Source organism: Pseudomonas sp. (assembly GCF_049590575.1).
Lineage (GTDB): Bacteria > Pseudomonadota > Gammaproteobacteria > Pseudomonadales > Pseudomonadaceae > Aquipseudomonas.
Genome location: NZ_JBAWDE010000372.1, coordinates 1 through 12,531 on the forward strand (window position 1 = coordinate 1; position 12,531 = coordinate 12,531).

The 12,531-nt window shown below is 56.2% G+C and carries 14 protein-coding genes and 1 pseudogene; 14 read left to right on the plus strand and 1 reads right to left on the minus strand.

Annotation, left to right across the window (positions count from 1 at the left end; translation table 11 throughout):
* The 12 genes and pseudogenes from WBR57_RS25515 to WBR57_RS25570 all read left to right on the plus strand — a co-directional run.
* Positions 1 to 263: pseudogene (locus WBR57_RS25515) on the plus strand (UbiA family prenyltransferase); the annotation flags it as partial.
* A gap of 168 nt (positions 264 to 431) precedes the next feature.
* Positions 432 to 1,181, plus strand: a complete 750-nt coding sequence (locus WBR57_RS25520) for a hypothetical protein (RefSeq protein WP_122540987.1) — start codon at positions 432 to 434, stop codon at positions 1,179 to 1,181.
* 115 nt (positions 1,182 to 1,296) lie between these two features.
* A complete protein-coding gene (locus WBR57_RS25525) occupies positions 1,297 to 1,527 on the plus strand; it encodes an AlpA family phage regulatory protein (RefSeq protein WP_122540988.1) in 231 nt (76 codons plus the stop codon).
* A gap of 4 nt (positions 1,528 to 1,531) precedes the next feature.
* Positions 1,532 to 2,374, plus strand: coding sequence for a ParA family protein (locus WBR57_RS25530; RefSeq protein WP_122540991.1), 843 nt, complete (start codon positions 1,532 to 1,534; stop codon positions 2,372 to 2,374).
* Between the two features lie 83 nt (positions 2,375 to 2,457).
* Positions 2,458 to 2,667 (plus strand): hypothetical protein, encoded by a 210-nt coding sequence (locus WBR57_RS25535; protein WP_122540989.1) that lies wholly within the window; start codon positions 2,458 to 2,460, stop codon positions 2,665 to 2,667.
* A gap of 14 nt (positions 2,668 to 2,681) precedes the next feature.
* On the plus strand, positions 2,682 to 4,268 hold the full coding sequence (locus tag WBR57_RS25540) for a ParB family protein (protein WP_122540990.1): 1,587 nt from the start codon (positions 2,682 to 2,684) through the stop codon (positions 4,266 to 4,268).
* Complete coding sequence (locus tag WBR57_RS25545) at positions 4,265 to 4,813, plus strand: DUF2857 domain-containing protein (protein ID WP_154950128.1); 549 nt, start codon at positions 4,265 to 4,267, stop codon at positions 4,811 to 4,813. Before WBR57_RS25540 ends, WBR57_RS25545 begins: the two co-directional genes overlap by 4 nt.
* Positions 4,810 to 6,000 (plus strand): STY4528 family pathogenicity island replication protein, encoded by a 1,191-nt coding sequence (locus WBR57_RS25550; RefSeq protein ID WP_122541203.1) that lies wholly within the window; start codon positions 4,810 to 4,812, stop codon positions 5,998 to 6,000. Before WBR57_RS25545 ends, WBR57_RS25550 begins: the two co-directional genes overlap by 4 nt.
* 263 nt (positions 6,001 to 6,263) lie before the next feature.
* The gene (locus WBR57_RS25555; protein WP_154950129.1) at positions 6,264 to 7,019 is read left to right on the plus strand and encodes a PFL_4669 family integrating conjugative element protein; all 756 of its coding nucleotides are present in this window, start codon (positions 6,264 to 6,266) and stop codon (positions 7,017 to 7,019) included.
* On the plus strand, positions 7,016 to 7,534 hold the full coding sequence (locus WBR57_RS25560) for a DUF3158 family protein (RefSeq protein WP_154950130.1): 519 nt from the start codon (positions 7,016 to 7,018) through the stop codon (positions 7,532 to 7,534). The genes WBR57_RS25555 and WBR57_RS25560 overlap by 4 nt, the downstream gene beginning before the upstream one ends.
* Complete coding sequence (locus WBR57_RS25565; RefSeq protein ID WP_122541024.1) at positions 7,531 to 7,986, plus strand: single-stranded DNA-binding protein; 456 nt, start codon at positions 7,531 to 7,533, stop codon at positions 7,984 to 7,986. The genes WBR57_RS25560 and WBR57_RS25565 overlap by 4 nt, the downstream gene beginning before the upstream one ends.
* 226 nt (positions 7,987 to 8,212) lie before the next feature.
* Entirely contained in the window at positions 8,213 to 10,180 is a 1,968-nt protein-coding gene (locus WBR57_RS25570) for a DNA topoisomerase III (RefSeq protein WP_122541023.1), read from the plus strand.
* Between the two features lie 42 nt (positions 10,181 to 10,222).
* Here WBR57_RS25570 and WBR57_RS25575 read toward each other — a convergent pair whose 3' ends face one another.
* Positions 10,223 to 10,480, minus strand: a complete 258-nt coding sequence (locus WBR57_RS25575) for a hypothetical protein (RefSeq protein WP_122541022.1) — start codon at positions 10,478 to 10,480, stop codon at positions 10,223 to 10,225.
* A 208-nt stretch (positions 10,481 to 10,688) separates the two neighbouring features.
* Between WBR57_RS25575 and WBR57_RS25580 the strand changes: the two genes are divergently transcribed.
* Both WBR57_RS25580 and WBR57_RS25585 read left to right on the plus strand, forming a co-directional pair.
* Entirely contained in the window at positions 10,689 to 11,030 is a 342-nt protein-coding gene (locus WBR57_RS25580) for a helix-turn-helix domain-containing protein (RefSeq protein WP_122541021.1), read from the plus strand.
* A gap of 900 nt (positions 11,031 to 11,930) precedes the next feature.
* Positions 11,931 to 12,512: an STY4534 family ICE replication protein gene (locus WBR57_RS25585; RefSeq protein WP_122543710.1), complete on the plus strand. Its 582-nt coding sequence runs from the start codon at positions 11,931 to 11,933 to the stop codon at positions 12,510 to 12,512.
* The last annotated feature ends 19 nt before the right edge of the window (positions 12,513 to 12,531 follow it).

The following is a 12,531-nucleotide window of genomic DNA, read 5'->3' on the forward strand; positions in this document are numbered from 1 at the left end:
TGCCGCCGGTGATTGGTTATGTGGCTGTAACCAATAGCTTCGACATGGCCGCGCTGACGCTACTGGTGATGTTCAGCCTGTGGCAGATGCCGCATTCCTACGCCATCGCGATTTTCCGCTTCAATGATTACCTGGCTGCGTCGATTCCGGTTCTGCCGGTTAAACGTGGCATCCAGGTGGCGAAGAAACATATCCTGCTGTGCATACTGGCCTTCCTCGTGGCGACCCTGACGTTGACTCTCAGTAATTATTCGGTAATGAGCTTACAGGGGGCCTAGAAAATCAAGGGGTGATTCAGTAAATAGGTAATTGGAAGACCTCACCGGGCATAAAGTTCAAGTGACCAGCCGATACCGCCAATTATCAGCAGGTTCACGAGGTAGAGATATTTGACGGGAGGCCATCCATAAGAAATGGAGGTCCATCCACAAATGCCCGTTAATACCTTTAATCCGCACTCCAAAATTTTTTACCGCCCAATAGATGCTGCATTACGTTGGTGCAATCTCATTCGTTACGAAGCGCAGATAGTGCAAGCTGCTTGCACCTGCCCGGAGAGGCTCAAGGCGCTGTTTCCCCAATGGCCGTGCCTGTACGCCAATACCGAAAAAATCCATGACGCCGTCCGCAATGGCGAATTACCTTACGGTTCCTTCGGTATTTCGGTACCTCTGGGCACCCCTGTAGAGCCCTCTCTGCTGACGGTACGACACTCTGATCTACGCCATTGGATGCAGATTCACTACCCAGATCAACGCCCCGAATTCTTATTCGGCTCGGGCGATGACACTCAAGGTAAAATCAGCGTAGGTGTGTACTTTTCACTCAAGGCCGAGCGAGATGCCCTCCTGAGAGAACTCGATCATCTGCGAAAACAGCTCCGAGATGTGGAAGGCGACCTTGAAGCTTTAGGACTTGAGCAGGAAAGTCTAAAAGCACTGGTAAAAACGCAGGGACAGCTCAGCGAACGAAGCGAACTCACCTATCAAAATATCATCGGTGCCTTAGTGAACCTCCTGCTGGACCATTCACCCGCTGGAAAACCCCTATCTGTATTCAAAAGTCAAGCAGCCATCGTCGATGCCGTAATCGCACGCCATCAAGATGTGGCCGGCCTCAGCAAACGAACGCTGGATGAAAAGTTCGCCGCGGCCAATCGCACCCTCAAAAAAAGCAAATAGTCGGAAGCATTGCACTGCAATCCCAACGATTGCAGTGCAATGACTCTCCCCGGTTTCTGCTATTCAATTCGGGTCACTTCCCACCACGCGCCAATCGGCGCCAGGAGTGACTACCATGTCCAGCCAATCTTCACCCATCGTTGAAGCGCCACAACTGCAAGCCGAACGTCATATCATGCGGCGTGACGAGGTGGAGCGAAAAACCGGCTTCAAACGCGCGCACATTTACAACCTGATGAAGGAAGGTAAATTCCCTCAGGCTAAACGTATCGGAATGCGCGCGGTTGGCTGGGACTCGCTGGAAATCGAGCGGTGGGTCGTTGAACGCCTTGGCCAGCAGGGCTGATGCCATGCGCGTGATATCGGTGGTTTCCACTAAAGGTGGGGTAGGCAAAACCACAGTAGCCGCCAACCTCGGTGGTCTGCTTGCAGATACTGGCCAACGCGTCTTGATGCTCGACCTAGATAGCCAACCAACCCTCTCCAGCTACTACGCCTTGAGCCAGAAGGCTGATGCAGGTGCGTACGAACTTATCGCACTGAACCTAACAACTCCTACGCAGATTATTTCCAGAACAGTGATTGCAGGGCTCGATCTGATCGTCTCCAACGACGATCAAGGCCGGCTGAGTACCTTGCTGCTGCACGCTCCTGACGGGCGATTACGGCTGCGCAATCTGCTCGACAACTTCCGCCCCCGTTACGATCTGCTTTTGATCGACACCCAAGGTGCGCGTAGCGTGCTGCTGGAGATGGCCATCCTGGCCTCCGACCTTGCCCTCTCTCCCATCACGCCGGAAATGCTCGCCGCCCGCGAACTGCAGCGTGGCACCTTGAAGCTACTCAGCGAACTCGAACCTTTCCGCCACATGGGCATTGCACCGCCCCCTTTGCGATTGCTACTGAACCAGGTGAATAGCATTCGAGTGGACACACGAATGATCATCCGTGGCCTGCGCGAAACCTTTGCTGGGACTACCAATATCTCAGTTCTAGACACCGTAGTTCCAGACCGAGTGGCGTATCTCAATGCCGCCTCCCTTGGCCTACCGGTCCACCGAATCGAGACGCGCCAGTCACGGGAACGACGCTCGCCATCAGCGCTGGAAACCATGCAATCGCTGGCCATCGAACTGTTTCCCGAATGGCGCGAAGCGATCTCTACGGTGACCAAATGCGCGGAGGTTCGATGAGACGAATCACCAAACCCGCATTTCTCACCCCGTCATTGTGTTTGATCGACCTTGAGGCCAATCGTTTGGCTAGGAGTCTTCTGATGTTGGATCAACTGCCCATCATCGTTCCACCGTCCATTCAACCACACCACCCACCTTGCGAGGAGTACTGCACCGTGGTCTTTCGCCTGCAGGGTGGGCGCTCGGCCATGGGGTGGTTCCTCGCAGAACTCTCCCGACATTTCGAAGGTTCGGGCACTGCCGAGATCGTCAAGTTCGAGGTCGGTGACCATTTGCGTAACCGGCGTTAACTGAGGTTGTTCCGATGAAGAAGCTCAGTCAGGGGCAGATCACCGACAAGCTGCACCAAGACCACTTCCCTCGAGGGCCGGAACTGGAGCGGCTGTCCGATCCCTTAACTGACACGCCTATGCTGGTCACGCTGGAGCAATTGCGGCCCTACGAACACAACCCGCGTTTCATCCGTAATCCACTGTATGACGATATCAAGGCATCGATCCGTGAACGCGGGCTGGATCAACCGCCACCGATTACCCGACGGCCGGGTCAACCCTATTTCATCATCCGCAACGGCGGCAATACGCGCTTGGCGATTCTCGGCGAGCTGTGGCAGGAAACTCGCGACGAGCGCTTCTTTCGCATTCATTGCCTGTTCCGACCTTGGAGCAATGAAACCAACGCCCTACTCGGTCATTTGGCGGAGAGCGATCTGCACGGCCAACTCACGTTTATCGAACGGGCTCTGGCGGTAGCCAAACTCAAAACCATGCTGGAGTCGGATGGCCCACAGCTCTCACAACGGGAGCTGGCTCGACGTCTTGCTGCTGGAGGCTATCCGATTTCGCAATCGCATATCAGCCGCATGCTGGACACCCTCGAACACCTACTACCCGCCATTCCACAAACTCTGTATGCCGGGTTGGGGAAGCCCCAGATAGAGCGTCTGATCGGTCTACGTAGTCAGGCTGAACGAACCTGGAACCGTTATCCAATTGCCACCGTTGCGTTTGCAGAGTTCTGGCTGGAAACCATGGGCTATTTCGATGGTGATCCTGACTCGTTTGATCTTGAGCAGATCCAGGACGAACTGCTCGAACGCATGAGCAGCTTGCTTAGACAGTCCTATCGTATGCTGGCCCTGGAGCTGAGCGATACCCAACGGGTCGTCTCCACGCCTGGGACTGTCACCATTACGCCCTCAGAGAACAGCTATCCCCCAAGCGAGCATGAAGCTGCGGCAGAACCGCCCTCCTCCGACGCGGTGTCAAAATCAATCGAGGCCGAGAGCAGGATAGAGCCAATTTCAGAAGAACTGCTCGCAAAACCCGAAACAAATGCTTTACCAGCGGCCAGTCCTCGATCACGCGTTCAACAGATTCGTGAGCAAATCGATCGCGAGATAGCCACCGAAACTACGTCCCCAGTCGAAACCTGCCCAATCGACGACCTTTGGATCATCAAACCGCTGCTGGATACCCCCGAGCAACTGCGTTTAGCCATTGCCGGACTGGCTCGTGAAATGGCGGCCTATGCCGGAGATGCCGAGAGCATCATTGATCAAAAGCTTGGCTTGGGCTTCACCTTGGACATGGAGCGACTTGATCTTTCAGCGCCTCGTTCGACCGGCGTGCACCTAATGCTCCTAGCTCTGTTACGGGCTCAAGACGAGGTGAATTGGGAGGACCGCAAGCAAATACCCTCCGCACTGTTCGGGCAGCTATTGTTGGGAGTCTATCAACTCCCACTACCAGATCGACCAGTCACAGACGTGGGGCTGGAGCGACTGCCTGACAATCTGCTAATCAAACTGTTTCGCGTGATCCGCTTGGCCCGGAGACTAATCGACTTAACGCTCACCGCTGAAGACAACTTACCGAAGGAGCTGAGATGAACCTGTCCTTCAATATGCTCAATCAAGCCATGCTAACCCAGGTACTACACGAACTGCGCCTGGGCAACCTGCAACGCTGCAAGGCACTTGGACTGAGTGAGGATGACATTTTCTTGCTGCAATCCTTACCACCGACAACGCTATCGCGCCTGGCCCATGCCACTGTCCCTTGGCTTGAGGTCAAGATTGACTCGCCGGTGCTGCATCGTTTGATCGAACAAGCTGAACGCGATGAACAGAACGAACGGTTGATCAACCGAGCACTCCAGCTCGGCGCCAGCAGCACCATCATGTACCAGTGCTTTGGCTTGGCGCATTCAGAAACAGCCATGCGTCGGCGTCTGCTCAAGTTAGAAACCCGTAAAGGTCGTCCTCAGCATTTGAGCGAAGCGCAGGAACATGCGTTGTGGCAGCGTTGGTGTCAAATACGAACAGAAGATGGGACCGAGGATAAACTCGACGCCATGATGATGCTTGCTGAAGAGCAGCAGATCAGCTTGACCATCGTGTGGCAGCAGATCGACCAGTACAGCAACAAAACATGAATGCTATTCCTTCCAGTCGCTGGCAACGTGTCCTGCAGCAATGTACCCAGCAGCTGAGTGAACGTTGGCCCGCACGCCCCACCACTGAACATCCCTCCAACCCGGCCCTGCAGGCGGGCTTTTTGTTCAGTGGCCAATCTCACGAAGTCGTGCCACGTCGGCTGCTGTTGGATAATCGACTGACGCCATTGGAACGCAATGCCTGGCAGGTGTTTCGACTCATGCTGCACGGTCAGGGCGTGGTCACCCCGCGCTATGAGGATTTGCAACCTTACCTGTCAAGCGTGCCCTACGGTGCGTCAGCCTCCCGTGAAACCATAGCTCGCGTGTTGACGATGCTCAGGTTGACACGCTGGCTCAGTTTGGTGAGTCGCGGACGCGATCAGCTCAGCGGACGTCTTCAAGGTTCGCTGTACGTTCTGCACGATGAGCCGTTAACCCCCGCCGAAGCCATGGAACTGGATCAGGATTACCTGGCGCTGGTCGGACATGCCCTCGGTCATGCCACCAAGGCGGTGCGTATTGTCGCGCAGCACGTTGGGGAGGAAGTCCGCCAAGACACGAATATTGATCGGGATCGGTTACCGACGCGGCTTGACAGCTGGGGCGAACACTGGACGCAGCAAGAATTGGATCAGGCAACCGATGCCGCTCTGCACGATTCCGAACGGGGGGAAGATCACCGCGTTCGGAATCGTGCAGGCCCTCGTTCGGACTCCGAACCAAGTCTGAACGCCAGTGTTTCCGGCACCGTTCGGAATCCGAACGCCGCCTGTACTGTATTAAAAGAAAGTATTTGTACAGTACCGCGCGCGACCCCAGCGGTGGATAACCTGCGCTGGCCCGCTGCGCTGCATCTGAGTCCAAACGAGCGTCAGGCCGTCGCTGTGGCGCTGAACAAGCTCAAACCAGTGGATCGGCAGGCGGTGCTCAACGAAGCGGGGGCACGTTGTGCGGCCGGTGGAATCCGCAAGCCAGCGGCGTATCTGATGGGCCTGATCCAGCGTGCACTGAAAGGCGACTTTCGCCCTTGGGCAGGTCAGGCCGAACCATCACCCATTGCAGAACCGCCCCCACCCGCCCTTTCGCGGCCATCTCGACAACAGGGCGAACCCGCTTCTGCTCTTGCCCAAGCGTGCCTGAATGAGCTGCGCCAACTGCGCGGCAAACGCGGTGGACGTCAGTAGATTTGATGCCAGTAGAATCAAATCCATGGAGTTCCACTCTACGAACACATCGGACCAAACTATGAAACTTTTAGGGAAAAGCAGAGACATGCTTCCCATGAACGTAGACGTCAATGGATTTGATGCCACTGGCATCAAATCCACTGACGTCTCCATAGTTAGCCCTCTTAAACCAAACCGAACAGACCGCGTTCAGCTTTTTGGCTGTCCTTGACCCTCATCTGTCGCAACGTTCCCATCCAAGCCGATGCGAGGACACCACCGTGGCCGATCACTATCAACTCAACCTGGGTTCATTGCGCAGCAGCATCACCCTGACCCTGCACACCCACCATGCCGCCCGTATCTGGCAAGGTCGAACTGCACGCGAAGGCGTCCACTCGATCATGGGCATGGCCGGCTACATCAGTGTCACCAACCTGATCAAACAAACCGCGGCCCAGGACGATCCCTATGCCGATTGGGCCATCGTGCAACTCGAAGAAAAACTGATGCAGGCCAAGGCTGGGATGCGGGAACTGACCCAACAGCTGGATCGGATCAGACAGGACCTGCCGACACAGATCGACATGGGCGACAACCTCAACATCCACCCCGTCACCTTGCCGTTGTACATCGGCAGCCAGCTGGGCTTTCTCGCGGTCTACCTGCTGACCGACTACGACACCCTGGTACGCCAGACTCTATTGGCCCATCACACCGCCTTGATCGGCCGCATCGACATGGAAGCCTGGATCGATGACGGCGCCCATCTGCTGCGCAGCCTGTTCGGTCAGGCACAGCGCTATCGGCATGCCGGCGTCACACGTGATGACATGGCGGCGAATAATGCTCGTGCCATTGCGGCTATCGAGAAGATGGGTTTGCCCCCAATGGACATCCTGGAGGGCCATCGCCGCTCCCAGTTCGCGCCACCGATCATTCGCCGTGGTGCTGTGCCAGTGGATGACGCCGACGTGTTGGCAGAGGACGCGGAAGAACCGTCTGCGACAGTGGATGAGCCGGAGGACGAAGCATGAATCCCCTGACCTCGTCTCACCCAATGCCCTTCGACGCGTTGACACCGGATGCCTATCGACAGCTCGAACACGCAGCCTCCCTAAAAGGCCTTTTAAAACCTTTTAAGGGTAAGGGGGAGTTGGAGCACCTGGCGCAGGTGGCGAGGGACATTGAGGGGCAGTTATGTCGCCTGATGGAGGCTGTGGCGCGGCAGGCCGGACAGCCTCCTTATTCACTTCTGGATATCCGTTTGGTGCTGCAGAACACCAGCGCGGGCAGCACCTTTTTGCGTTGGCGCACCCGTGATTTTGCCCGCATGGGGGTTGCGGTCTGGGAACGCCATATCTGCAACAACGCCCTGCCGCAGGCCGTACGCGAGGGATTGCACCGTTTCGAATGCGATCGCATTGCACTGAACCTGCAGATGAGCGTGGTGCATTCGCTCTACCGCCAGGCCGCGACCTGCGCGATCAAAATGGCCAGTGCCGAACAGTTGCTGCGCCAGTTCACAACCGCAGTGGAGGTATCACGATGAGTACTTTTTTCGTCGGTGAAGGCAATATCGGCAGTGCGCCAGAGTTCCAGGAGTTCGCCTCAGGTAATGACGAGCCGCGGCGTTTGCTGCGGCTAAATGTGTACTTCGACAACCCCATCCCACGCGAGGGCAGCTATGAAGATCGGGGCGGCTATTGGGCGCCGGTTGAGCTCTGGCACCGTGAGGCTGAACACTGGAGCACGCTGTACCAGAAAGGCATGCGTGTGTTGGTCGAAGGCCGTACCGTGCGCGATGAGTGGGAGGACAGCGAAGATAACGCACGGGTGACCTTCAAGATCGAGGCCCGTCGAGTCGGTATCCTGCCTCACCGGGTGCACAGTGTGGTCATGCGCGAGCGCTCCAATGATCCGACGGCTTCTCAAAATACAGAGCAGGCCAGTTCATCGGCGTCGAAACCCGAGAAACGCAGAGGACAACCACCTAAGGCCTGACAGGCTTTAGGCATAAAAATTGCGCCTCTGCGCGAAGTTGCTGGCCTGTCATTACTCGCTGCTCGTGAAAATCCTCACTGCCGTCCACGCTAAAACGAGGTAGCCGCCTCGGTCCATTCAAGCCTGCCCTCACCGACTAATATGAGGAATCTGGAATTCAGATTTCTCATATCTCGCCACGGCCGTTTCCAACAACGCTGCTCCGAACTCAATCTGGAGCAGTGCTATGCGTCTCTTTCTCTGCGAGAAACCCTCCCAAGGTCGTGACATCGCCAAGGTGCTCGGGGCGACTCGGCGTGGTGATGGTTGCCTGATAGGCGCCGATTCAACCGTCACCTGGTGTATCGGTCACCTGCTGGAGACGGCCCCGCCTGAAGCCTACGGCACTCAATACAAGAACTGGTCGTTGGATCATCTACCGATCATACCGGCGCAGTGGCAAGTGGAGGTCAAACCCAAGACTGCCGCGCAGTTCAAATTCATCAAACGCCTGCTCAGCGAAGCCACCACCGTTTTCATCGCAACCGACGCCGACCGCGAAGGTGAGATGATTGCCCGCGAATTATTGGAGCTCTGCCAGTACCAAGGCACTGTTCAGCGCCTCTGGTTGTCCGCCCTCAACGAGGCGTCGATTCGCAGGGCACTGACCTCGCTGAAGTCTGGTCAGGAGACCTTCCCGCTCTATCACTCGGCCCTCGCCCGCAGCCGTGCCGACTGGCTGATCGGCATGAACCTCAGTCGTTTGTTTACCCTTCTTGGTCGGCGGGCAGGCTACGACTGCGTTTTGTCAGTGGGGCGCGTCCAGACACCCACCTTACGTCTGGTGGTCGATCGGGATCGTGCGATTGCCGGCTTTGTCCCGGTGCCTTACTGGAACGTTGAGGTACACCTATTGTCGATGGGCCAGCGATTCATCGCGTCGTGGTTACCGCCATGCTCAGGACGGGACGAGTCAGGGCGTTGCCTACAACAAGTGCTTGCTCATCACGCGGTCCAAACAATCACCGACGAGAAGCCCGCCACGGTACTCTCGTTACATACTGAGCATTTCCGAGAAGCGCCGCCCCTGCCCTACGACCTAAGCACGTTGCAGGAAGTCTGCTCGCGTAAGCTGGGGCTCGGCGTCCAGGAAACCCTGAACATCGCCCAAGCCCTGTATGAAACCCACAAAGCCACCACCTACCCGCGCAGCGATTGCCGCTATTTGCCAGAGAATATGTTCAACGAGGCTCCCGCGGTACTCGACGCCCTGCTCAAAACGGATCCTGCACTCAGACCTGCATTCGAGGACCTCGATCAATCATTGCGCTCCCGCGCATGGAACAATGCCAAGGTCACTGCGCACCACGGCATCATCCCCACCACCGAACCGGCAAACCTGGTGCGGATGTCCGAACAAGAACGCCATGTCTACGAACTGATCCGTAGCCACTACCTAGCGCAGTTTCTTCCGCATCATGAGTTTGATCGGACCCAGGTCGAACTAGCGTGCGGCGAAGAACGATTGACCGCTGTGGGCAAACTGAACTTGGTCCAGGGCTGGAAAAGCTCACTCTCCGAAAACACCGAGGAGGATGAGCCCAGTCACAAATCCCAAGTCTTACCCATCTTGCAACAGGGCACGCAGTGCGCAGTGGACAATGTCGAACTCAAATCCATGCGAACTGCCGCTCCTAAACCTCTCACCGAGGGTGATCTGATCAAGGCGATGAAAAACGTCGCCAAGCTGGTCAACGACCCACGCCTGAAACAGAAACTTCGGGACACCACCGGTATCGGTACCGAAGCCACGCGAGCCGGCATCATCACGGGGTTGATTGATCGCGGTTATTTGCTGAAGAAAAAACGCGCCTTGATGGCCTCCGCCGCGGCCCATACGTTGATTGAGGCGGTACCCGCCGCAGTCGCAGATCCGGGTATGACCGCAATCTGGGAACAGGCGCTGGACGAAATCGAAGCGGGACGCCTGACCCTGGATGCGTTCGTCGCAAAGCAGGCGAACTGGATTGCTAAGTTGGTCGAACACTATGGAGCACTCAACTTGTCGATACCGGTCGAAGCCGGCCCGGCCTGCCCCATTTGCAATGCCTCAATGATCAAGCGGAAGGGCAAATCTGGGCCGTTCTGGTCATGCTCGCAGTATCCGAACTGCAAGGGCACTACGAAGTCCAGAAAAGAGACGCGCCGCCCATGACAGTTCGATTGAGATCAACATGAAGTTAGGGTGGTGCACCGCTCAGTGCATCATCAGCGGCGCCTGATCCCGCTCCAAGTCGATCAAAGGTTGTCCGACTTCACGGGCCAAAGCGATGCCTGTCGAAATCCATATCTGCCCCAGTTCGTTGAAGGCTTTTAGGTGGGCAGGATCTTCGTTGAGCCAATGAACAAGGCGTTCGAAGTATTTGGGATTATCCGGGCAATCATGAATCTTGATGAACAGCTCCAGTGTTCGATCCCAAATCAGATCCATGACGTCCTTGCTCTCATCTTCCATGTTCAACCATCCCTCAACATGGTCCTTTCAGACCGTCGCTCTTACTAACCAGTCTGGACTCTGATCCCTGAAGGGACAGAAACCACGTCGTGATACTCAGCTGTTTCAGTCACTATAACAACCCAACGAGTCGACACTCAACCCTTAAGGATGTTTATGTCGACGGGTCTTTGCTCAACCATTCGGGTTGAACTGGAGAACTCATCACTTGGCACATAAACATCCAACCCAAGCCCAAATCGGGCGCATGATCGCGAAGCACCGCAGCGAGCGTAATTTGACTCAGGAAGAGGTGGCTGAACGTTTAGGGATCGGTAGCGAAGCTATCTCGCGCCTGGAACGGGGTGTAGTGGAGCTTTCCGTGGTCAAACTGATGCAACTGGCGGAAATTTTCGATTGCCGGATGGATGAACTGCTGACGGAATCGAGCAATCGCCCCAATGACCAGGGCCAGATGATCGCGGGTCTGCTGAGTGGACTGAAAGAAAACGACCGTGCCTTTATCTTGGCAACCGTCGAACAATTAGCTGCACATCTCGGCAGTAAGTAACCTCTTTTATCGTGCTCAACGTAGCGTCTTATAAAGGGGGCCTGAAGGCTTGACGTCGTATTGAGATCTCTGCTGTAGTACCTTCGGATAACCGCCAACGGCGACCCAAGACCGATTAGCTCCGCGCAGCTCGGTCAAACTCTTCGAGTTCGGAGCCTCCTATTCTGCGGAATTTAATTCCCGTTTTTTCTCGACATGATTGTGGTGGCGGATGACCACTGTTGCCTCTACCAGGCAATAGCGGTCATCCGCTTCGGCGATCGTATTCAGTTCCGGAGCTCGCCGGGGAAACACTGGGCACCCTTTGTGCGCGGATGCGTGCCAGCGTATTCCGACCCAGGCCACGACAAGGGTCGGTTGGCGAATCATGGCGCAGTTAAATCAAGTGTTGCGAGGCGCTTGTCGACTGCGTCAGACCGCCTGAGGTGGCTTTTCTATTCCTCGCCTGGCACCCCGCCAGGCCTACTCTTCACTTTCTTCAGTCCAGTAATTTCCAATGTATTCCGGCCATAAAAAATCGGCTCGCGGCATCTTGACGCTCCCCTGTGACAGGCTTATACAAAGGGCGTGGTTCGCTGTCATTGACAGCCCAGCCCAGGTAGCTTGAACCTTCAAGGCTACGCCACGCTTGTGGTGGTTTACCCAAGTGCGATCAGCGTTCGGAGGCTCGCACGATTACCGCTTCAGCGGTGATGAATGCCCACTACCCTGGGTCCGCAGATATGCTGCGGATTTCTCCTCTGCTGCCCCCCTATTCTCCAGGCGCATCGATCTGATGGTCATCGGCTTGCCGGTGACGAGTCGTTCATCGTTCGCCTTCACCTAACCCACCCTGACGGGGACTCACTTCCCCGTCAGGGGCTGTGCGTCGCCGTTTTCCCTTGAAACAGGAGAACCACCATGGCCCACGCCAACCAATCTCAAGAAGCAACTACTTACTTCAATCTGCACACCGTCGGTATCGGCTACCTCAACCGTGTTCGTGAAGTACAAGTCCGCCGCGGCCAGCCGTTCATGGCCTGCGATATCGCGGCTCTGCACGGCGCCACTGATGTAGTCGAGTACACCCGCTTCGACTGCAAAGTCGCTGGGGGTGAAGCTGAGCGCTTGATCCGCCTCTATATGGATGCCGTCAATGCCGAGAAAAAGGTCTTGCTGTCATTCCGTATCGGCGACCTGTGGATTGACCCATTTCTCTATGAGAAAGGCGCTAAACAAGGCCAACCGGGCGCCAGCCTGAAAGGTCGTTTGCTCTTCATAGACTGGATCAAGGTCAACGGCGTATTCGAGTACAAAGCGCCTGCCAGGCAGGAGGCAACAGCACCTGCTGAGCCAGCGCCAAACAGTGAGCCATCCCCAACGTCAGCTGATGCCGAAGCTGAGGATACCGACAACCCAACAGAATCCAGGACAGAACCTGAATCTGCACCCACTCCCCGCACGGCCCGCCGTGTCGCCACACGTACTGTTCAGTCCGCCTGAACAATTCACGATGTTTACA

Coding starts and splice junctions, on each gene's coding strand:
- WBR57_RS25575 (WP_122541022.1), bottom strand. CDS start 10,480: ATGGAAGATGAGAGCAAGGACGTCATGGATCTGATTTGGGATCGAACA.
- WBR57_RS25545 (WP_154950128.1), top strand. CDS start 4,265: ATGAACCTGTCCTTCAATATGCTCAATCAAGCCATGCTAACCCAGGTA.
- WBR57_RS25585 (WP_122543710.1), top strand. CDS start 11,931: ATGGCCCACGCCAACCAATCTCAAGAAGCAACTACTTACTTCAATCTG.
- WBR57_RS25570 (WP_122541023.1), top strand. CDS start 8,213: ATGCGTCTCTTTCTCTGCGAGAAACCCTCCCAAGGTCGTGACATCGCC.
- WBR57_RS25540 (WP_122540990.1), top strand. CDS start 2,682: ATGAAGAAGCTCAGTCAGGGGCAGATCACCGACAAGCTGCACCAAGAC.
- WBR57_RS25520 (WP_122540987.1), top strand. CDS start 432: ATGCCCGTTAATACCTTTAATCCGCACTCCAAAATTTTTTACCGCCCA.
- WBR57_RS25560 (WP_154950130.1), top strand. CDS start 7,016: ATGAATCCCCTGACCTCGTCTCACCCAATGCCCTTCGACGCGTTGACA.
- WBR57_RS25565 (WP_122541024.1), top strand. CDS start 7,531: ATGAGTACTTTTTTCGTCGGTGAAGGCAATATCGGCAGTGCGCCAGAG.
- WBR57_RS25525 (WP_122540988.1), top strand. CDS start 1,297: ATGTCCAGCCAATCTTCACCCATCGTTGAAGCGCCACAACTGCAAGCC.
- WBR57_RS25550 (WP_122541203.1), top strand. CDS start 4,810: ATGAATGCTATTCCTTCCAGTCGCTGGCAACGTGTCCTGCAGCAATGT.
- WBR57_RS25535 (WP_122540989.1), top strand. CDS start 2,458: ATGTTGGATCAACTGCCCATCATCGTTCCACCGTCCATTCAACCACAC.
- WBR57_RS25530 (WP_122540991.1), top strand. CDS start 1,532: ATGCGCGTGATATCGGTGGTTTCCACTAAAGGTGGGGTAGGCAAAACC.